This is a genomic window from Leptolyngbya boryana PCC 6306 (genome assembly GCF_000353285.1).
GTDB classification, from domain to species: Bacteria; Cyanobacteriota; Cyanobacteriia; order Leptolyngbyales; family Leptolyngbyaceae; genus Leptolyngbya; species Leptolyngbya boryana.
The window spans coordinates 3,667,748-3,686,110 of the sequence record NZ_KB731324.1 but is presented as its reverse complement, the minus strand read 5'-3'; the positions used below and the strand labels follow the sequence as shown (position 1 = coordinate 3,686,110).

The 18,363-nt window shown below is 44.6% G+C and carries 22 protein-coding genes; 3 read left to right on the top strand and 19 right to left on the bottom strand.

The genetic code is table 11. From position 1 onward, the window contains the following. Positions 1-372 precede the first annotated feature (372 nt). The 10 genes from LEPBO_RS44470 to LEPBO_RS0118470 form a co-directional block, all read right to left on the bottom strand. Entirely contained in the window at positions 373-504 is a 132-nt protein-coding gene (locus tag LEPBO_RS44470) for a hypothetical protein (RefSeq protein ID WP_017289064.1), read from the bottom strand. 38 nt (positions 505-542) lie between these two features. Continuing rightward, positions 543-830, bottom strand: a complete 288-nt coding sequence (locus LEPBO_RS0118515) for a pentapeptide repeat-containing protein (protein WP_017289063.1) — start codon at positions 828-830, stop codon at positions 543-545. A 314-nt stretch (positions 831-1,144) separates the two neighbouring features. Next, the gene (locus LEPBO_RS0118505) at positions 1,145-1,699 is read right to left on the bottom strand and encodes a pentapeptide repeat-containing protein (protein ID WP_017289061.1); all 555 of its coding nucleotides are present in this window, start codon (positions 1,697-1,699) and stop codon (positions 1,145-1,147) included. Between the two features lie 16 nt (positions 1,700-1,715). Continuing rightward, positions 1,716-1,916, bottom strand: a complete 201-nt coding sequence (locus LEPBO_RS0118500) for an NblA/ycf18 family protein (RefSeq protein ID WP_017289060.1) — start codon at positions 1,914-1,916, stop codon at positions 1,716-1,718. Positions 1,917-2,398: 482 nt separating this feature from the next. Next, positions 2,399-2,698 (bottom strand): P-II family nitrogen regulator, encoded by a 300-nt coding sequence (locus LEPBO_RS0118495; protein WP_017289059.1) that lies wholly within the window; start codon positions 2,696-2,698, stop codon positions 2,399-2,401. 128 nt (positions 2,699-2,826) lie between these two features. Further along, positions 2,827-3,312 (bottom strand): globin family protein, encoded by a 486-nt coding sequence (locus LEPBO_RS0118490; RefSeq protein ID WP_017289058.1) that lies wholly within the window; start codon positions 3,310-3,312, stop codon positions 2,827-2,829. A gap of 83 nt (positions 3,313-3,395) precedes the next feature. Further along, the gene (locus LEPBO_RS0118485; protein WP_017289057.1) at positions 3,396-5,384 is read right to left on the bottom strand and encodes an NACHT domain-containing protein; all 1,989 of its coding nucleotides are present in this window, start codon (positions 5,382-5,384) and stop codon (positions 3,396-3,398) included. A 94-nt stretch (positions 5,385-5,478) separates the two neighbouring features. After that, entirely contained in the window at positions 5,479-7,887 is a 2,409-nt protein-coding gene (locus tag LEPBO_RS37510) for an ATP-dependent Clp protease ATP-binding subunit (RefSeq protein ID WP_036046144.1), read from the bottom strand. A gap of 66 nt (positions 7,888-7,953) precedes the next feature. After that, positions 7,954-8,250, bottom strand: coding sequence for a pentapeptide repeat-containing protein (locus tag LEPBO_RS37505; RefSeq protein ID WP_455583586.1), 297 nt, complete (start codon positions 8,248-8,250; stop codon positions 7,954-7,956). Between the two features lie 248 nt (positions 8,251-8,498). Then, complete coding sequence (locus LEPBO_RS0118470; RefSeq protein WP_026148750.1) at positions 8,499-8,801, bottom strand: RNA recognition motif domain-containing protein; 303 nt, start codon at positions 8,799-8,801, stop codon at positions 8,499-8,501. Between the two features lie 382 nt (positions 8,802-9,183). Between LEPBO_RS0118470 and LEPBO_RS0118465 the strand changes: the two genes are divergently transcribed. Continuing rightward, the gene (locus LEPBO_RS0118465) at positions 9,184-9,384 is read left to right on the top strand and encodes a chlorophyll a/b-binding protein (RefSeq protein WP_017289052.1); all 201 of its coding nucleotides are present in this window, start codon (positions 9,184-9,186) and stop codon (positions 9,382-9,384) included. A 186-nt stretch (positions 9,385-9,570) separates the two neighbouring features. Here LEPBO_RS0118465 and LEPBO_RS0118460 read toward each other — a convergent pair whose 3' ends face one another. Both LEPBO_RS0118460 and LEPBO_RS0118455 read right to left on the bottom strand, forming a co-directional pair. After that, entirely contained in the window at positions 9,571-10,002 is a 432-nt protein-coding gene (locus LEPBO_RS0118460) for a universal stress protein (RefSeq protein WP_017289051.1), read from the bottom strand. Between the two features lie 112 nt (positions 10,003-10,114). After that, positions 10,115-11,692 carry a phytoene desaturase family protein gene (locus tag LEPBO_RS0118455; protein ID WP_026148749.1) on the bottom strand — a complete coding sequence of 526 codons (1,578 nt, stop codon included), beginning with the start codon at positions 11,690-11,692 and terminating at the stop codon, positions 10,115-10,117. 540 nt (positions 11,693-12,232) lie between these two features. On the opposite strand from LEPBO_RS0118455, the gene LEPBO_RS0118450 reads away from it, so the two are divergent. After that, positions 12,233-12,802 (top strand): fasciclin domain-containing protein, encoded by a 570-nt coding sequence (locus LEPBO_RS0118450; RefSeq protein WP_017289048.1) that lies wholly within the window; start codon positions 12,233-12,235, stop codon positions 12,800-12,802. Between the two features lie 68 nt (positions 12,803-12,870). Beyond that, positions 12,871-13,374, top strand: coding sequence for an orange carotenoid protein N-terminal domain-containing protein (locus LEPBO_RS0118445; RefSeq protein WP_017289047.1), 504 nt, complete (start codon positions 12,871-12,873; stop codon positions 13,372-13,374). 101 nt (positions 13,375-13,475) lie between these two features. Here the strand turns inward: LEPBO_RS0118445 and LEPBO_RS0118440 are convergent, their stop codons facing one another. From LEPBO_RS0118440 to LEPBO_RS0118410, 7 genes are all read right to left on the bottom strand, one after another. Beyond that, positions 13,476-15,056 (bottom strand): B12-binding domain-containing radical SAM protein, encoded by a 1,581-nt coding sequence (locus LEPBO_RS0118440; RefSeq protein ID WP_017289046.1) that lies wholly within the window; start codon positions 15,054-15,056, stop codon positions 13,476-13,478. Between the two features lie 360 nt (positions 15,057-15,416). Next, the gene (locus LEPBO_RS0118435; protein ID WP_017289045.1) at positions 15,417-15,743 is read right to left on the bottom strand and encodes a hypothetical protein; all 327 of its coding nucleotides are present in this window, start codon (positions 15,741-15,743) and stop codon (positions 15,417-15,419) included. Then, positions 15,730-15,996 (bottom strand): hypothetical protein, encoded by a 267-nt coding sequence (locus tag LEPBO_RS0118430; protein WP_017289044.1) that lies wholly within the window; start codon positions 15,994-15,996, stop codon positions 15,730-15,732. Before LEPBO_RS0118430 ends, LEPBO_RS0118435 begins: the two co-directional genes overlap by 14 nt. A gap of 13 nt (positions 15,997-16,009) precedes the next feature. Then, positions 16,010-16,282, bottom strand: coding sequence for a hypothetical protein (locus tag LEPBO_RS0118425; RefSeq protein WP_017289043.1), 273 nt, complete (start codon positions 16,280-16,282; stop codon positions 16,010-16,012). A gap of 13 nt (positions 16,283-16,295) precedes the next feature. Further along, the gene (locus tag LEPBO_RS0118420; RefSeq protein ID WP_017289042.1) at positions 16,296-16,916 is read right to left on the bottom strand and encodes a cysteine dioxygenase family protein; all 621 of its coding nucleotides are present in this window, start codon (positions 16,914-16,916) and stop codon (positions 16,296-16,298) included. Positions 16,917-16,969: 53 nt separating this feature from the next. Continuing rightward, complete coding sequence (locus LEPBO_RS0118415) at positions 16,970-17,449, bottom strand: hypothetical protein (RefSeq protein WP_017289041.1); 480 nt, start codon at positions 17,447-17,449, stop codon at positions 16,970-16,972. 2 nt (positions 17,450-17,451) lie between these two features. Beyond that, positions 17,452-18,057, bottom strand: a complete 606-nt coding sequence (locus LEPBO_RS0118410) for a cytochrome c oxidase subunit 3 (RefSeq protein ID WP_017289040.1) — start codon at positions 18,055-18,057, stop codon at positions 17,452-17,454. Positions 18,058-18,363 lie beyond the last annotated feature (306 nt).

Sequence of the window (18,363 nt, the reverse complement as noted above, 5' to 3'; positions counted from 1 at the left end):
ATGCACTACGCCAAACAGCCATCTCTGCATGACAATGACTACATCGCCAGTACACTCCATCTAGTCTGACATGGCGAAGCAGCACATACGAACAGCAAGGACAGAGATGCTGGCTCGTTGTACTGCGATCGAACGTAGTGTGACTACAGAAGCTAAAATTCGCTTGAGACTGAATTCTTAGGGAAGTATTGATTGAAGTAGGCATATTAAAAAAGGTTTCTAGTGAGATCGTGACAAAAATAAAATCTTAGACTTGGAATTGTAAATTGGGACAAAAAAAACTTCCATCTACTTATTGTTGAATCAGTAGTGGAAGCTAGAAGTAAGCCAGTTACTCTGGCTTACTAGAAAAGCAGGAAATAGAAGCAGATTCTACTTTAAATTTCTAAGTAATCCGGTTGTGTTCCCGTCAAATCTTTTCGGGTCTTTTTTCTGTTTTTTACCGCCCTGAGACTCTGCTTTCGGTTTTTTAGCTTCTCGATTGCCTTTTTTCTCTTTTGCCATGTCCCTTTCTCCAATTCAAAGTTTTTGCGTTCAGTTAGCTAATTACCTAAGTAATTAGCAGATCCCAAAAATTCGTTGTAAATACTGCCATTGGGCAGCTTTGCGCCTTTTAAGTTTGCTCCGCCAAGGTTAGCTCCTTTCAAAGTTGCCCAGTTTAGGTTGGTATCGCTTAGGTCTGAACTGCTCAAGTCTGATCCGGTCAAATTTGCCCCAGTAAAATCAACTCCGCTTAGATTTGCGTTTGCAAAGTTCAAGTTTTTCAAATCTTCTGTTCTGAAATTTCTTTGCCCTTCTGCGTATCGGTTGAGGACTTCATTAGCATTCATGTTGGTCGCCTCGCGACGTGTAGCGCAATCGCTGTATCTCTATTGTAGAGCCTAATGGCTTTTATAGCTACCTAATCGAACAGTCTATCGAATGACTTCTGCTCCAATTTACGACTGAACCTGATTTAAGCTTTCTATTCGCTTGTTGCCTAGCCAGTGATCTATACCAACTCTCTCTAATCAAGATCCCATGATTCCTTCTGACAAGTCGAAAGCGATCGTCAGCCGTAAACAGCAACCACGATCGCTTGGAAAAATTTGGCAGAACCTTGGTTTGAGCGTTCAAGCATGATGAGTCATACGTCATTTCTCAGCTAGTCATGCACGCTGCCATCGGGCATTATCGTTTTACTTAATCCTGTATGGTCGATATTGGCTCCTTGAATTGTTGCTCCCGTTAGATTCGCTTCACTCAAATGTGCGCCGTTGAGGTCTGCATCACTCAAATCTGACTCTCTCAGATTGGCTTCAGTTAAATTTGCACCTCGTAAATCAGCACCGCTTAGATCTGCCTTACTCAAATCTGCTTTCCGCAAATTTGCCCCACCTAGTTTAGCTTCACTGAGATCTGCGCCGCTCAAATCTGCATGAGTCAAATTCGCCCCACTCAGGTCTGCCCCACTCAGGTCTGCATGGATTAAGCAAGCTTGAATCATTGCGGCATCGGCTAGATTTGCTTGATTTAGTTTTGCTTGGTTAAGGTGAGCCTCAGTAAGATCCGCCCCGCGCAGATCCGCTCTGACTAACTCAGCCCCAATCAGCTTTGCTCCAATCAGCTTTGCATCTGTCAAGCAGACTTGGAGCAGTTTGACGTGACTAAAATCTCGTTGTCCTGTTGCATAGAGTTCTACAATCTCTTGAGCATTCATTATGTTTCTCCTGAGTTTAAATATTGGTGGGATTGAGTTCCAATTTCCATTCCTGCTTGAGAAGCCCTAGATACATCGTTGTTTTCTGAACTAACGTGAGTCGATACTGTACAATCAGAAACTCTTGAGCCTGCTCACGGGACATCCAGTGGGCTTGATCTGCAAAATTTCTGAGGTTGAATTCCTGCTCTGGAGTAAGTCCGCTCGATGGATCCATACTGACCTCTAATAACCCTAGTGAAGGTAAAAATTGTGAGCCTGATGGAAAATCACAAACTAGGCAAAATGAAGCTGTGGTTCTAGCGTGATTAAACTGATAGAAAACTCCCACCTGATTCTGTAGAGACAAAAGTGAGAATTAAAGTAACTCATATATTGTAGCTGTCTCTAGAGAACGCATCTAGAGTTTTACTCCTCAGCTACTTCACTTGTGCAGGTGAATGGACCCTTACCTTTGAGCATCTCAATTAAACCAGCAGCTTGAGAGCAGCTAGAGTGTTCAAGGCACTAGCTTTGACAGCAGTATCAACAATATCGGTCACGAGTTTCACCTTTCATTTGGTACTCGTTAATATTGATTACGCTAACCATCACAAGTATGTCAGCTTGATGTTTGATTTTGTGTTGGAATTGTTGCTTGAGCTATATTCTGTGAGTAATTTCTTAGCTCATCACAGATGAATCTCTCCAAAGATAGATCTAATCAAACAATCCTTCTACGGTTTGTCGAAATGCAATTAGAGCATGAGTTGCTTGATATTGCTTGAGATCTTCTAGCAATTGATCCGAGATTTCTAAGGTGACAATGGTTTTGAGTTCAATGTTGGTGTTGTAACCTGCGATGTCTCCCATCCGTTTACCATGGCTTCCTCCGCCCTGAGCTGGAATAATTGTGTAGCCGGACACTCCTAGTTTTGATAACAGACGGATTAGTCTCTCTTGCAAAACAGCTTCACCAATAATTGTGACAAGAATGCCTTGAGCTAAAGAATCAGACATATCATTTTCCTCTAATCTGCGATTAAATGTATCGATTAATCCAGCCTACTCCTAAGTAATGCACAATACCGCATTTCTCGTTTTCGGCAGACAGCACTCCACATTCAAAGTTAAGATGAAACTCTAGCTTACTGAAGCCCAGCAATTAAGTAGTCGAAATAAGCACCGACTTCACTTGCTTCTTCTTCTGACATGAGTGACGTTGTCATTGCTTTCATGGCGCGAACACCCTCAGCAACTCCCTCAAGCGGTGTCCCAAGGGAATTGTACATCTGGCGCACTCCAATCAGTCCGATATCTTCAAGCGGAGTCGTTTCTCCAGCAGCAACGCTGTATGTGATTAAGCGCAGGTAGTAATCCATATCCCGCAAGCAGGTTGCGGTCATGTTCTCTCCATAGGCATTGCCGCCTGGAGAGACTAAATTGGGACGACGCTGAAACAATTGTTTAGTGGCTTCTTTAACAATGCGATCGCGACTTTCAGTTAAAGTTTTGACCAAGCGCAATCGACGATCGCTACTCATCATAAAGCTTTTGATCTGATCCATTTCGCCTGGCGTAGGATAGCGGCACTCTGCGTCTGCGTTCACGATTAATTTCTGAATTACACTCATGATTACATTCCCCTAATCTTTTACAACTACATTGACAGAGCGATGTTTGATTTCATGTATGAATTGTTTGATTTCGATGCAATTCATTCTCCTTGCAATTCTCGATCCTCTGACTCTTTCTGAGGCAAGAGCAACGTTGCTTCAATCTCTTGTCGAATTGCGGCTGTGACTTCACAGTTGCTATTCAAACAATCAATTAGGAGCTGATTGGCATCGTAGTACCGTTGTAGGACTTGCTGTTGCTCAGGACTAAACTGCCAGGAATGCTGAATGTGGTCAAACGCGCGAGTGGTTGCAATTTTCGGCTCGTTTGGGTTCGATTGGGATTTTTGGCTGACCTTCATTAGAAAATTTTGTAAATAGGGATCTTCTGCGACTAGCGCATCAATTTGTTGTTTCATCAACTGCACGAGCGAATCTGCACTTCGCAACATTGCTGCTGTTAACAAGAACACTTCGCGCCAGTGAGCATCGCTAATGTGGCTCACTAAGTTTCCTAATGCTTGCTCTAATGCTCGTAAATTAGGGCTAGCGACAATTTTCCGAGCCGTGAAGTATTCTTGAAACGCCAAGTAGGAAAATGAAAAAATGCCTCGTGCTCGTTCAGTTAAAAGTCCATGCTGTGCCTCGATCGCTTTTAGCATCTTCTCGCTTGCAACTTGCAGTTCTTCGGGTTCTAATGACGTATTCGGTAGGTTTCGTAAATAGTCTCCGATGTACTGTTCAATCATGCCCTGTTCAAAAAAGTACTGACCCTGCTCAAAAGTGACTGCTGCCAATTGGCTCAGCAATCTTAGCTTTTGAGGTAATAAAAAACCTGGGTAAGCCTCATCGCGTTCGACTCCTCTGGCTTCATCCCACTTCCCCAGCAGCAGATCGAGTCCTTGCTTGTAAAATTCAGTCCGCTTTGTTGGAATTTTTTCTTGACCCTGAAATACCCAGCAGGCAAGGTGCAGAAACAAAGGGGTAACAGCCAGTTGGCGAAACTGCCAGTTCTCCGGTAAGTCTAGTTTCCGCATAAACTCAACGGACTGATTTTGCTGCGCTCGTGGTGTTGTTCTGCTGAATACAGCAAACCATTTTTGCGCGAATGTTGTGATTTGCGTTTGGGTGAAGGGTGCAATCTCAATATCGGTGAAGCCTCGAAGTTGAAACTTTTGAGCCGCTGTACGACAGGAAACAACAAACTGATTGCGATGATACTTATCTGAGAATTGGCGAATTTCCCGTAGAACCGATGCACTGTCCTGATTCATCAGTTCATCAATCCCGTCCATTAACAGCAAAACTCGACCTGATTGTAGCAACGTTTCAATTACGGCGGGGTCTGAAATGCCAGAAGGAACAAAGCAAGAGCACACATAATTAAAAAGGCTAAAAGTGCCACTGTTTCTAGATTCTTTTGTAAACTCTCTCATTGCCATAAAGAGCGGCACTCGATTAGCAGCAAATTCTCCCCGATTGCACTGAATCGCTAGATGTTGCAAAAAAGTGGTTTTCCCGATTCCCGGCTTTCCCAAAACTCTCAGCTTTGAATAAGTCTTGACTGTCTGCATTCCGGGGATTAGCTTTTGCTCAATGTCTCCTAAGCCCAGACGATCGAAGTCAGTCGGCTTTAGGTTCTGTAGTTCAGCGATCTCGACCCATTGTTGGCTAGCAATTTCTTCTAAAGTATTGACATCGACATAGATATCATCAATCCTCACCGGACGGTTGACATCAAGTAACTGTAAGATGCCGCACTGATCTTGAATCGTGTCTTGATGCTGCGATCGCACTTGCTGGACTAAACTATCCACATCGAGAGGAACTACTTTTGTTCGTTCTCCAGGTACGGGAAAATCTACAGGCGGATCAAGTGCAATCTCGCGCCAATCTAAATCCAAAATCGAACAAATTTCTAGAAAAGTTTGGCGATCGACAGGTTGTCCAGTGAAAAAGCGCCAGATGGGTTGACGGGTCTTTAAGTTCACTTCCCCTGCCAGATTTTCCTGCGTCCAGCCTTTGATAGCAAACGCACGTTTAGCCTGTTGAATACCAGCAGGAGATGCCTGAAGTGAGCGCTTGACCATAGAATAAAAGGCTCATATTAGAAATCAAAGCATTCCTCTACTCAAAATGTAAGCGTTTGATTTCGTTACTGTCTCGTTTGATCGCCTGAATTCTCTAAACGATCTCGATCTGTCCATGCTCATCTAAATCGACTTTCACAGAATCTCCAGACTTAACTCGACCAGAGAGAATCGTCTCAGCTAGACTATCTTCGAGTAGACGAGTGATCGCTCGTCGCAGCGGACGTGCGCCTTGCTCTGGGTGATAGCCCGTTTCGACGAGGCGATCTTTAACGCGATCGCTGACTTCCAGTGTGATGCCTTGTTCTAGCAAGCGAGCTGAAAATTCATTCAGTAAGAGATTCGCAATTTGTTTGATTTCATCATGTGTTAATTGTCGGAACACAATGATGTCATCTAAACGATTCAAGAATTCTGGGCGAAAGTACTGCTTCAGTTCTTCATTGACCAAAGCAACAGTGCGGTTATAAGATGCTTCTGGAGCATTCGTCGAGAGTTCAAAACCGAGTCCGCCGCCTCCTTTCTGAATCACCTTGGAACCAACATTCGAGGTCATCACGAGCAAGGTATTCTTGAAATTCACAGTCCGACCTTTCGCATCGGTTAGGCGACCATCTTCTAAGATTTGCAGCAGCAAATTAAATACATCGGGATGTGCTTTTTCGATTTCGTCAAATAGCACAACGGTGTAAGGCTTGCGTCGAACGGCTTCTGTTAACTGTCCGCCTTCGCTATAGCCCACATATCCGGGTGGAGAACCAATCAGCTTAGAAACGGTATGTCGCTCCATAAATTCAGACATATCTAGTCGAATCATCGCCGATTCAGATCCAAAAAAGCAGGCAGCTAATGCTTTGACTAACTCAGTTTTGCCCACTCCCGTTGGCCCTGAAAAAATAAACGATGCGATCGGGCGATTGGGATTGCTTAAGCCCACTCTTGCCCGACGAGTAGCTCGTGCGATCGCGCTGACCGCTTCTTCTTGTCCAATCAGTCGTTGATGCAAAACTTCTTCCATCTGCATTAACTGTTCTGACTCAAGTTCGGTGACTTTGTTCACCGGAACGCCTGTCCAAGATGAGACAATGTGAGCGATATCGACCTCATCCACAACGATTGCAGAACCAAATGCTGGAGCCTCGGTCTGAACCTCTGCTTGCAGAGTCAGCTCACTCGATCTCACTTCACCAGCACGTTTAAAGTCCTGTTGTGCGATCGCGCTTGCTTTGGTGAGCAAAATCTGTTTGAGTCGTTCACTCATGCTCTTATCGAGCGAGAATTTCTTGCCGTGAAGAATTCGAGCGCGAGATCCAGCTTCATCGATCAAATCGATCGCTTTGTCTGGGAGCAGCCGATCAGAAATATATCGATCGGCAAGCTTTGCCGCCGCTTCTAGGGCAAGATCCGAAATTTCTAGCCGATGGTGCTGCTCATAGCGACTGCGTAACCCTTGTAAAATCAGAATCGTCTCTTCAATGCTCGGCTCATTAATCATCACGGGCTGAAATCGCCGTTCTAGTGCTGCATCTTGCTCAACATATTGACGATATTCATCGAGCGTTGTTGCTCCAATACAGCGCAGTTCGCCGCGCGCGAGAGCAGGTTTCAGAATATTTGCAGCATCGAGTGAGCCTTGAGCAGAACCTGCCCCTAGCAAAGTATGAACTTCATCGATGACTAAAATGATGTTTCCCGATGAGCGAACTTCCTTCATGATGGTTTTGAGCCGTTCCTCAAACTCACCTCGATACTTTGTTCCAGCCAGTAAAGTTCCGATATTCAACGTGAGAACTTGCTGATTTTGAAGCGATTCGGGCACGTCTCGATCGACAATACGCTGCGCTAATCCTTCGGCTAAAGCAGTTTTTCCGACACCCGGTTCACCAATTAAAATCGGATTGTTCTTCGTGCGGCGACCCAGAATCTGAATCATCCGTTCTACTTCTTGCTGACGACCGACTACCGGATCAAGCCTTCCCAATGCCGCAAGTTCAGTCAGATTCGTGCCGCACTCATTCAAAATCGGTGTGCTCTTGCGACCGGAACTCTTCCCTTTTAAGATGGGCTTAGCTTCAGAGATGGCTTGTAGCACTTTAATCCGAACTTCAACCCGCTCCACGCCTAGCCGTTCTAAAACCTGAGTGGCTAATCCCGCCTCATCTTGCACGATCGCCAGCAACAAATGCTCTGGTTCCACCTGGCTATGTCCGAGCCGCTCTGCTTCTTTTAAGGACTGCTCTAAGACACGCCGGCTCCGGGGAGTAAAGGGGATCTCAGTCCGAGACAGTCCAGTCCCTCGACCAATCACTGCCTGCACTTGCTCTTGTACTTCTTCCAGAGTAATGTCTAGATCCGCTAACACTTGTGCAGCAATACTGGGTCGAGTCGCAATTAAACCTAGCAAAAGCTGCTCTGTGCCAACATAATTATGGTCAAGGCGACGAGCTTCGATTTGAGCCGCATTCACAACCCTAATGCTTCTCTCTGTAAATTTATCAAACACAGGGATTTCCTCTGATAATGGAAGCGTTGCTCAAACTATGATTTTCTCAATCTCAAGCATTGACTGTTAGATCTGCGGCACTTTAAGACGGTTCGAGAGGGTGCTGGGAGTGGTTCCGTCTGGCAAGATTGCACCCTTAAGATAGGTCTGACCCAAAATTGCTTCACCCAAATTCGTATTGCTTAAATTTGCCTCAGTCAGATTTGCACCTGTGAAGTTTGCTTCGCTTAACATTGCTCCAACTAAAATTGCGCCTTTGAGATTGGCGTAACTTAAGTTCGTTTTAGTCAGATTTGCCTTGGTTAAGTTTGCACCGCTTAGATTGATGCCTGTGAAATTTAAACTTCTGAAATTTACGGCAATTAAGTTCAGATTCCGAAAGTCCCGTTGTCATGCATTGTATCGGCTCAGAAGTTCTTTCGTATTCATTTGTTTCTTGGGTTTAGTTAAGGAATGCTGTATCGCTGCATGAAAAAATAGGTGAGTTGAAACGCTTGCACCATTTTCAATCCAGCCATGAATCATGTTTTCAGAGATCGACAATAAGGCAGACTCTGTAAGAGCTGCCTTTAAGACGGTAGAGTTGTACTTGCTCCCTGCTCGATCAGAATCTAGCGGCGAGAAGAGCCGCCTCTGCGATCGCCCCAACTTCCACTAGAAGAACTTCTCTCTTCACGAGGTTTTGCCTTGTTGACGGTCAAATCGCGCCCCATCCACTCGGCTCCGTTGAGAGCTTCGATCGCGGCTTCTTCCTCAGTGTCGGTTGCCATTTCGACAAACGCGAAGCCCCGAACTCGTCCAGTCTCCCGGTCGGTTGGTAACTGAACTCGCTTAACGGTTCCATATTCAGCAAAAATTTCGCTGAGGTTGTCCTGCATCACTTCGTAAGAAAGATTGCCAACGTAGATTGACATAAAAAACGGCTCCAGAATCATAATGTAGAGAGATTTAGGTTCGGAGCAACACTTAATGATAAGGAATTACACAGCCGAAAATATCGCTTCAGCCTTCAGCCTAACACAGCTTCTAAAAGTTCAACGACTGTATAGCTTAATAGAAACAATCCGATGTGTAGCTTAATAGAAGCAATGAGAGTTTTTTATCTACTGACAACACGCTCTAAGGTTGAAAGCATTTTCTAAGATTGCAAAGGATAAAGCGGATAATTTAGCACTCAAATCTACGTATTGTGCTGTAACTTCTCTCTGTAACACTCAGAGATACCCCCAAAGGTATAGGCTCGATGGGAATTCTGCCGATACTCTAGTAAATAGAAGTTCATTAAGAAGTGTAACAATGCAATCGAACAAAGCGACTAACTTACCTCCTGTTGCCACAGAATACAATGGTGTCGATCGCAATGCTTTTCTTTTCGGCTTCAATCCTCAAGCAGAACTCTGGAACGGTCGATTAGCAATGATCGGATTCCTTGCTTACTTAGCGTGGGACTTAGCAGGCTTTAGTGTGCTGCGCGATGTTCTACACCTGATTAAGTAGAGTGGTGGATTTTACATCTCAGCAACAGAGGTGTTTGCCAGGTATAACTATTCAATAATTTAGTCCTCAAACTTTGGAGCGAATCAATCGCGCCTCTAGTTCTGGGGACTTTTCAAATTTTATGCAGGTTGATGAATCACCATTGCGCTCCGATCTCTTTTCTATGCTGGTTTCTCAATGGATAATTTAAGAACTGGGTGTAAGGTCAAGCAACCTTTCTAAGCGATTACGCACTGCACCATCTGGGACTTGTGGTCTTAATTGCATTGTCATAGAAATGGTATGCTCTTGTTCTTGCTGCACAATCAGCACGGTACAGGGCAAGATTGGAGACAATGTCGGATGTAGTGCGTGACCAATGACGATCAAATCAGCGTACCAATTTCTCGCCGTTCTAATCAGAGCTTGCTCCGTCTTTTCGCTCAATTCTGAAATGTCAACCTGAATTCCCAAGCCTATCGCCATTTCTGCCAGCGAATGTGCGATCGCTGCTGGATTTGTTCTCAGATCAACTAAACATAATTGAGCTTGATTTGCTCTAGCAAATCGGAGCGCAGTGTTAAACACACAATGCTGAGATGGAGCATCTTCAAGAACGACTAAAATTCTTCGGAACATTGCTTTTACCCCCTGCTACAGTGCTCAATATAATCGAGTTAGTTGAGGAACTTGTGAGGATGCACAGGTCGTAGCCACAAGTTCCTCAACAGTGCATTATGGTGCTTGTCCTTTAGTAAAAACTAGCTGCGGGTTCTTGGACGAGTTGTGATCGCCGCTCTGCTTGATGCCAGACTGGTCTACTTGTTAGAAGTTCTGTTACATCCATGCCATTCCCAATCACACCGGGAACGCTTGGATAGCCAGCACTTGCCCCGACCAGGAATAAATTCGGCAACTCAGTTTTGTAGCCCAATCGATTTAATCCGACTTGACGAGGCACTAACTTTGCTCCATAGATATTGCCTTCGGGTTGTCCGAGGTAAAACTCACTCGTCGTCGGTGTTCCGTAGACTTTCATTCGGCAGTAGCGATCGACATCTGGAATCAAATCTCGGACACTTTGCATGAGATGTTGATAGACCTCACGTTTTTTCGCCTTGTAAGCCTGCATATCTGTCTTGTGCAGTTCAGCAAACGCTTCATAGGGACAAACTGTTGCGACTTCTAACACATGATGCCCAAGAGGAGCCATACCGGGTTCTGAAGATTTGAGCGTTGGACAGGATAAAAAGATCCACGGATGGCTTAGATCGCCTGCGAGTTGGTTCTGATATTCTTCATTCAGATTTCCGGTTGGATAGTACCAAATGTTCCAGTTGCCAATGCCATATTGAGCCGGATCAAAGCGTTCATCGAGTCCGAGATAAATATTAAATGCGCTGGCAGAATAGTCATACTTTGTTAAGCGATCGCGTTCTTTCAAACTTAAGGCTTCAGCATCATGCATTAATCCGACAGTCAGTTTTGGATCAAGATCACTGATATAAGCCTTGCTGGCAGAATAAGTTTTACCATTCGCAATGATTCCAGTAACCTGATGATTTGTGACCTGAATATGCTCCACTGGAGTCGAGTAGAGAATCACGCCACCTCTTTGACGAATCGCATCTGTAATCGTATCGACAAAGAATTTGAAGTGATGTTTCGGATAGTAAGCTCCTTCTGAGTAGTCCCAGACGAGTGCTGTATGGGTGAGTAGTGCAATTTCATTGGGTGGGAGCGCGTAATCGCCGCTCTGACCTGCGAGAATGGCTTGCAGTTTTGGAGATAGCCCGACCTGATCGTAGAGCATTTGCAATGTCCAATTGCGGCGGGCGAAGAGGTGCCAGTATTTGGGAAGTTTTAGCCAGTCTGTCCACTGCTGATTAAACCATTTCACTTCTTGAGTCAGGTCATGCACTTGCTGGTGAATGAGTTTGATTTCATCACAGTAGCGACGAATTGCATTTGCTTCTTCTGGAAAGGTTTGCAGAAGACGATTTCTCAAATTTTCCCAGCCTAACGGAATTCTGAAATCAGCTTCATTTGTGATCACTCGATCGATACACTCGGGGTCAAGACTGTTGAACTCAACTTCTCGATCGATATAGTGGAGAAATTGATCGATTGTCTGTCCTTCTCCACATTGCGAAATATAGTGTACATCAGCACAGAAGCGGTAGTTTCCATAGTCAAAGGTATGGCAACAACCACCTGGAATATCATGCTGTTCTAGGATGAGGACTCGATGACCTTGACGAGTCAGACAAGCGGCTGTGGAGAGTCCACCTAGTCCTGCGCCCAGAATAATGTAATCAAAACGTTCCATATCAATCACCTTACGTTGCAGTGCAAAGGATCAGGAAACTTGCACAACAGGGAAACAATGTTCCCAACTGTTATGCAAGCAAGTGAGAGAAGGATGTATCTGAATGTTGCCGATTAAGAAGAACGAGCACGTCGGAATGTAAGACTAAACAAGAGAGGGTCTCATCACGTTTTCTCGTTGATAGAGGGCTGCTTTTCTATCTTTGACATCAGCGTAAACGAGGATTGTGAGGAACTTGTGAGGAATTCCACATTAAACGCAACATAAGTTCCTCAAATGATTTTTTTGCAGCCAAGAGGCAAATTTCTTCTGAATTTTTACTATACCTACCTCTATGCTATGAGTTGTCAGAAGATTTACCTTTTGACTGAGGCAGGCAAGACTTTTCTAGCTTATTACGAATCACATGCTGAAGCGACATCTATAGATATATAGATTATTTGTATTAAAAATATTAATCCTTTTGACAGAAGGTCTGTACATTTCTACGACTTACCTTAGAAGCACATCACAAAACTTCATGAATGGAAACAATTCGCAATGTATAACTACCAAAATAAATTTCTACGATCGCTCTCTGCATTAGCTGTGCTTGTAGGACTGAGTGCAGCAACCATTCTTCCTGCTCAAGCACAAACAAATCCGCAGACTGGAACAACTGAGAATCAACGTCTTGCGCCTCTACTTCAGCAGGCGGCTGGAGCGGGTTCATTTACGACACTTGCAAGAGCCGTTGAAGCAGCAGGACTGACGAACGAGCTACAATCTCGCGGAGGAAATTACACGATTTTAGCTCCGACTGATGCCGCATTTGCTGCGCTGCCCCAAGGAACGCTCGATCGCTTGCTGCAACCTGAGAATCGCAACTTGCTCCGACAGGTGCTTGCTTATCACATTATCCCGCAAGAGCTTACTGCAAATGACTTTAGTACGGGAACGACAAGAGTGCTAGGCGGCGGAATTGCGGTTCGTGTCACTCCAGAGCGAATTATCGTGAATGATGGTAGCGTTGTCCAAGCGGATATTCAGGCAGAAAATGGTGTGGTTCATGCAATTAACCGCGTTTTAATGCCGAGAGAGCTACGTGATCAATTAGCTTCACTGCAATAGTTCAGCAGATCAAGTGTGCAGTAGATTCAACTGAAATTAAATTATCACCTTGCTTGGGAGATTTTCTGATGACTTCTATCAACACTAGTAGTCTGGATCAAGCTGCTTTAGCATTTCAAAAATTGCCCGTTGAGGAGCAACTTGCAACATTGGGAATGCTATTACAAGAGATTTCTGGATCGATTCCCGTTCATGTTTCAAGCATGGGCGGAGAGATTGTCCCATTGATTCAACAAATTCACGAGCAACGTCAAGACGAGCAGTTACAAACACTAAGTGATTTCTTAGCAAATGAGACTGCAAAAGGGGATGAAGTTGCACTTGATCCTCATCCTAGTAAAGCAATGCTAGAACTGATTCCGGGTTCGACTCAACCTACTCTTACGCGCTATAAGTCCCTAGATAGTAATGCTCGCTTGGCGTTCTGGTATCAACTGGGACAATACTTGGGCGATGGCATTCCAGCAATTCCGTCTGGTTTTTCATTGTCGTCAGAAGCAAATGACTTGTTGACTTCTCTACGATCGCTGAGTTTAGAGCAGCAGGCGGCTTTTCTGAGTCAAGTTGTATAACTGGTTTGAGCCAGGCTTTTGAGGTGTAAATGCTCGAAAGAGTGGGGAGTGGGGAGTGGGGAGTAGTTCTCTTAGCTCCCTGCTCCCTACTTTACAGATGGCTAGACCATTGCAACTGGCTTGCTCGGTTGTGGGGCTTTTAATGGATCATGTCCGATTTGCTGCATGATCCGATCTCTTGCTAAGCAACGGTACTCAGCAAAATGCTCTCCGGCAGCACAAAGTCCAAAATAGAGATTCAGCGACCGAGGTCTACGGACGATCATTTCCCAAAGCTGCCGCCAAAATTGAGCACGAAGCTCTGTTCGACGAATGCCTTGAATCCAAATGACCTGTGCTATCAATCGCAACCCCTTTTTCATCGGAAAATGTAAGTTTTGAGCTAAGCGCGGATTTGGAGAAATGGCTAAACAATGCTGAAAACAGCGTTTCAGATAGTTTGATGGTTCGTAGAGTGTCCAGAGTGTATTGATATAGTCCCTCGCAATCTCATCTAGGGAGCGAGTCGGAACAAAATTCATCAACGTGTTTTGATCTCCCACTTCGAGTAGGTCTCCTTGACTCTGCCGTAATCGATTTTCTCGCTTTAATCGTTCCCACAGATCGGTATTCGGAAGTGCCTGGAGAATTCCGAGCATCGGCTGGGGAATGTTTGTTTCTTCCACAAATGCACGAATGCGATCGCCTGCCCCTTCTCTCTCTCCATCAAAGCCTAAGATAAATCCGGCATAGATCAACAGCCCTGCTTTCGTGATCGTATGACAGGCTTCGACTAGAGGGCTACGCATGTTTTGATGTTTTCGAGTCGTCTGCAAGCTATCTTGATCCGGTGTTTCAATCCCAAGAAAAACCCCATAAAATCCTGCTTGCACCATTAGCTCGAGTAATTCTGGGTCGTCTGCTAGGTTCACTGAAGCTTCGGTCACAAAAGTAAATGGATAGTGGTGGGCTTCCATCCAGGGAATCAATTCGCGTAGGAACCGTTTCACATTACGTTGATTCCCAATAAAGTTATCATCGACAATAAACACCGAACCGCGCCATCCTAAAGAATATAAAACTTGAAGCTCTATGATCGCTTGATGGGGTTCTTTCGTTCGCGGCTTGCGCCCATAGAGCGTAATGATGTCGCAAAATTCACAATTGAAGGGGCATCCCCGCGAAAATTGAATCGACATCATTAGATAAGCATCGAGATCCAGCAAGTCAAATCGTGGAACTGGGCTTGTGGATACATCAGGTTTCTCTAACCCGCGAAAGATGCCTCGTTCTTCCCCGGCTGCAATTGCACTGACAAATTGTGGAACCGTAACTTCACCTTCATCTAAAACTAAATAATCTGCGCCTGATGCTAAAGCATCTTCCGGCAGAGAAGTGGGATAAGGGCCGCCGACTGCAACTTTTTTACCTTGCTGAACAGCTTTCCGAATCAACGCATGGAAATCTGCTTTCTGCGCTAGCATCGCTGATAAGATGACCAGATCACACCATGCCCAATCTTCATCTGTTTCGACTCTGACATTGCGATCGCAAAATCGCACTTCCCAATTTAATGGAAGTAGTGCTGCAACGGTTAGAATTCCGAGCGGCGGAATAAAAGCTTTTAGCCCTGCCATTTCAATGAAGCGATCGTACGACCAAAATGTTTTCGGAAATTTGGGATAGAGCAAAAGTACTTTCATAGCAAATTCTCAACGTAGCGTGGAAGAACAAGTAAAGTCAGCTCACGTCTAATGAAACAATGCGTTCAAAGGGCGGACATTACCCTTCATTGAGAGATTCTTGAGAAAGCGGAATGCTCTAATTTTGATAGCAGTTTCTAAATCAAGATTCAGAAGATATAAAATTTATTACATAGACACGCCAAACTGTTACCTTCATTTACATAGAAGAAACTAAGGCTGCTGATAGTTTGTATCTTACTTTTTTGTAGTCGTTCTATTCTCGCGTTTCGGCTGTGCTCAATGTCCGGCTGCACGATCTGGTGCAAGTGACGCATAACCGAAACGCCTCTTTTGTTGAGTTGTGTGTTGAGCTGTAATTTAGCGAGCGTTGCGTTCTGCAATCACAACATCAGCGATCGCTTCTGGGAGTTCTGCTAAATCCGTATGATCGTCATCTATACTCACTGGCGAGACGAAAGTATAGCTCGGATCACATTCGCGAGTGTCATAAACTTGCACCACCCACTTATCTGGAATGCCTTCGATTCCAATCTCGACGACATACCAGCTTACACCCAAAAACTTTGAAGACAGAACAGTGAACCATTCTTGCTCAAGTTCAGGGATTCCTAAATCTTGGGTGAGAAATGCGATCGCTAATTCTCCGGCTTCGGTTGCAGTCAGTTCTAAGTTATTGATCATCATTGGGTTTCTCTGGATAAAGTCCAAGCTGTTTTGCCAGTTCACGGGCGATGTAGATCAGAAATCTTGCCCCATCTGGATTATTTTCGTGAGCCATCATGCTCGACACTTGTACTAATGTTTGTATAAATCCGGCATCAATTAAATCGGGTTGAGCATCTAACACTTCAGGTTCTTGCCCATTCGGACAAATCATCAATTCTTGAATCAGTTCGATATACTGAGCTTGTCTCGCTTCAGTGATTGCTTCAGCCATAAGATGAGGTTCCTCAAATACTTTGTTGCCAGAGACGTTCTAAGCGGGCGACTTTTTGCTTGAATCTTGCAGATTGATAAGATTGATAGGCAGTCCAGAGTGGAAACAAGAAGAATCCACTCATGCTGATCAAAGAAAGAGCTTCTGAAATTTGAGAGAGAGCCGGCAATCGGTGAATAAACTGCAAGTGGTGATACCACACTAAAGCAAATACGAACAATGCGGGTGTAATCACGATGAAGGTAATCAGACAGACTGCCAAAACATCGTCTAGGTTAGTTTTCATGGTGAGATCAGGGTTAGAAAGGCTTTGCAGTATGGGTTTCGCGATCGAAGAAAAACCGCGATCGCGGCTGAGTATCGCCATAGATCTGAAAGCTAACTGTCGGCTCATCCCCAATGGCTTCAACACAATGAATCGCGTCTGGTGCAAAGCTGACAATTTCGTTCGGGCTAATAATTTTTTCGCCAATTGGCTCAATTTTGTTCGGGAAATCCGGATCACCCACTCGCCGCCAAAAGGTTTGCTTTTCCTGCCCCTTCAGAACGGCCGTAATTCCCCAAGTTCCATGATTATGAATTGGAGAAACCAAACCTGGAGCAAAAGTAACATTTTGAACCGTGAGAGGATAGCCAATTTCGTCGTATAAGGTCAAAACCGAACTGCCTGTTTTAGAGCAAGGTTCGAGAAATTGGGTACGAACATAGTAAGAATTGATGATCAGTTTACGAACTAAGCGACGGAGTTGGGGCAAATGATCCCACTCATCTGCCTCATGTTTAACTTGTGCGAGAAGATCAATGACTTCGGTCAGAAATCGATGAAGATAGTAATGTTCTTCAATTAAGTCCCATTCTCGTGTTGCAGGTCGAGTCTGGCACTGTCCATCATCGGTTACAATCCAGTCCAAGGTTTTCATAGTCTTGAGAGAGGTGAAGGTCAATTCTATGCGATTCCAGAGTTCCGAAAAGGCTAGTCATCTTCTTCAGGCGGTTGAGTCAATACGTCAAAGACAGTGGTTGCACTCCCAAATTCTTTCCCATCGATTTCTTTAATCCGAGAAGTAATTTCTTTTGCTTTTTCGAGTTCTCCCAACTTTGCCCAGACGAGCCCTGATGCACCATACGCATTCAGGTAAAGCCGAATGCTCGGATCTTCTCGTCGATCGAGCAATATCGGCTTCAAGTCACTCCACAGCTCAGGCAATTTTTCGAGTTCTCGAACACGATCAATCACTTTCTGAGCAATTTGCAGTGCCATCCAAGCATTACTTTTGTAGAAAAAGTAGCGATAGGCAGTGACCAAGACATCTAAATTGACTTCAGCTTTTGCGAGAGCTTCGAGGATATACTGGTCAGACTGCGCTGTATTTTCCCAAGCATTGGCAGCACAGAGCAAAATTGCTTTGATATCTTCAGGGACATCGTACCAGGAAAGAGTTGGGGAGGACATGGTTAGAATTGAGTCAAGATGTAGAGTAAGGCAAACAAGATAATCCAAATGATGTCTACAAAGTGCCAGTAGATTTCTGCCATTTCAATGCCTGTATGTTTGGTAGCAGAGTAATGACCTGGACGACGCGATCGCCATAACACTCCCAGAATCAAAAGCAACCCGATGAATACATGCAATCCGTGGAATCCGGTCATCATATAAAAGCAATTTGAGAAGGTATTGGTCGTCAGACCATAACCGAGATTGAGGTATTCGTAGACTTGACCGCCTAAGAAAATTGCTCCCATTAACGCTGTGATGCTGTACCAGAGGCGCATTCCTTTCACATCATTCTGTTTGATAGCAACATCGCCTTTGTGAATTACGAAGCTACTCGAAACCAGAATGATCGTGTTGATGCTGGGAATGAGCAGTTCGACTTCGGTTTCTTTCGGAGGAAACTCTGGAGTGATTCCTCGTAAAAAGAGGTAAGTTGCGAACAGTGCGCCGAACATTAATGATTCAGAAATCAGAAAAGTGAGTAGCCCCAAAGTCCGAAAATCGGGATGTTCTTCGTGGCCGTGTGAGGCGGTTGAATGGGTGGAGTCGATAGTAACTTGAGTCATGATGATTGAAGAGATAGCAAGAAGTTTGGAAATGCTTGAGAATGGCTCTCTAAATTCTCTCAATTTCGGAATTTACAGAACCAAGAGGATGTTTGAAAAGTATCGTTTCTGGCCCTCACCCGCCCCTCGACTGAAAGTCGGGGCTAACGGTACGAAGTCCTTTGAAAAGGACTGGAAACTTGATGTTGACAGTCTTTTAGTCCCTTGAGTGGACTTGCTTCTGTTAGCCCGGATTTTCAATCACGGGCGGGATAGCAACGAGAGCAAAGAAACTTTCTATACTTTTAAAACATCCTCTAAAGCTAA

What these genes read in the sequence shown, in the direction of transcription:
- LEPBO_RS0118440 (WP_017289046.1), bottom strand. Translation starts at nt 15,056, where the DNA reads ATGAAAGTACTTTTGCTCTATCCCAAATTTCCGAAAACATTTTGGTCG.
- LEPBO_RS0118415 (WP_017289041.1), bottom strand. Translation starts at nt 17,449, where the DNA reads ATGTCCTCCCCAACTCTTTCCTGGTACGATGTCCCTGAAGATATCAAA.
- LEPBO_RS0118410 (WP_017289040.1), bottom strand. Translation starts at nt 18,057, where the DNA reads ATGACTCAAGTTACTATCGACTCCACCCATTCAACCGCCTCACACGGC.
- LEPBO_RS0118500 (WP_017289060.1), bottom strand. Translation starts at nt 1,916, where the DNA reads ATGGATCCATCGAGCGGACTTACTCCAGAGCAGGAATTCAACCTCAGA.
- LEPBO_RS0118420 (WP_017289042.1), bottom strand. Translation starts at nt 16,916, where the DNA reads ATGAAAACCTTGGACTGGATTGTAACCGATGATGGACAGTGCCAGACT.
- LEPBO_RS0118455 (WP_026148749.1), bottom strand. Translation starts at nt 11,692, where the DNA reads ATGGAACGTTTTGATTACATTATTCTGGGCGCAGGACTAGGTGGACTC.
- LEPBO_RS0118460 (WP_017289051.1), bottom strand. Translation starts at nt 10,002, where the DNA reads ATGTTCCGAAGAATTTTAGTCGTTCTTGAAGATGCTCCATCTCAGCAT.
- LEPBO_RS0118485 (WP_017289057.1), bottom strand. Translation starts at nt 5,384, where the DNA reads ATGGTCAAGCGCTCACTTCAGGCATCTCCTGCTGGTATTCAACAGGCT.
- LEPBO_RS0118470 (WP_026148750.1), bottom strand. Translation starts at nt 8,801, where the DNA reads ATGTCAATCTACGTTGGCAATCTTTCTTACGAAGTGATGCAGGACAAC.
- LEPBO_RS0118465 (WP_017289052.1), top strand. Translation starts at nt 9,184, where the DNA reads ATGCAATCGAACAAAGCGACTAACTTACCTCCTGTTGCCACAGAATAC.
- LEPBO_RS0118425 (WP_017289043.1), bottom strand. Translation starts at nt 16,282, where the DNA reads ATGAAAACTAACCTAGACGATGTTTTGGCAGTCTGTCTGATTACCTTC.
- LEPBO_RS0118430 (WP_017289044.1), bottom strand. Translation starts at nt 15,996, where the DNA reads ATGGCTGAAGCAATCACTGAAGCGAGACAAGCTCAGTATATCGAACTG.
- LEPBO_RS0118445 (WP_017289047.1), top strand. Translation starts at nt 12,871, where the DNA reads ATGACTTCTATCAACACTAGTAGTCTGGATCAAGCTGCTTTAGCATTT.
- LEPBO_RS0118495 (WP_017289059.1), bottom strand. Translation starts at nt 2,698, where the DNA reads ATGTCTGATTCTTTAGCTCAAGGCATTCTTGTCACAATTATTGGTGAA.
- LEPBO_RS0118435 (WP_017289045.1), bottom strand. Translation starts at nt 15,743, where the DNA reads ATGATGATCAATAACTTAGAACTGACTGCAACCGAAGCCGGAGAATTA.
- LEPBO_RS0118450 (WP_017289048.1), top strand. Translation starts at nt 12,233, where the DNA reads ATGTATAACTACCAAAATAAATTTCTACGATCGCTCTCTGCATTAGCT.
- LEPBO_RS0118515 (WP_017289063.1), bottom strand. Translation starts at nt 830, where the DNA reads ATGAATGCTAATGAAGTCCTCAACCGATACGCAGAAGGGCAAAGAAAT.
- LEPBO_RS0118505 (WP_017289061.1), bottom strand. Translation starts at nt 1,699, where the DNA reads ATGAATGCTCAAGAGATTGTAGAACTCTATGCAACAGGACAACGAGAT.
- LEPBO_RS44470 (WP_017289064.1), bottom strand. Translation starts at nt 504, where the DNA reads ATGGCAAAAGAGAAAAAAGGCAATCGAGAAGCTAAAAAACCGAAAGCA.
- LEPBO_RS0118490 (WP_017289058.1), bottom strand. Translation starts at nt 3,312, where the DNA reads ATGAGTGTAATTCAGAAATTAATCGTGAACGCAGACGCAGAGTGCCGC.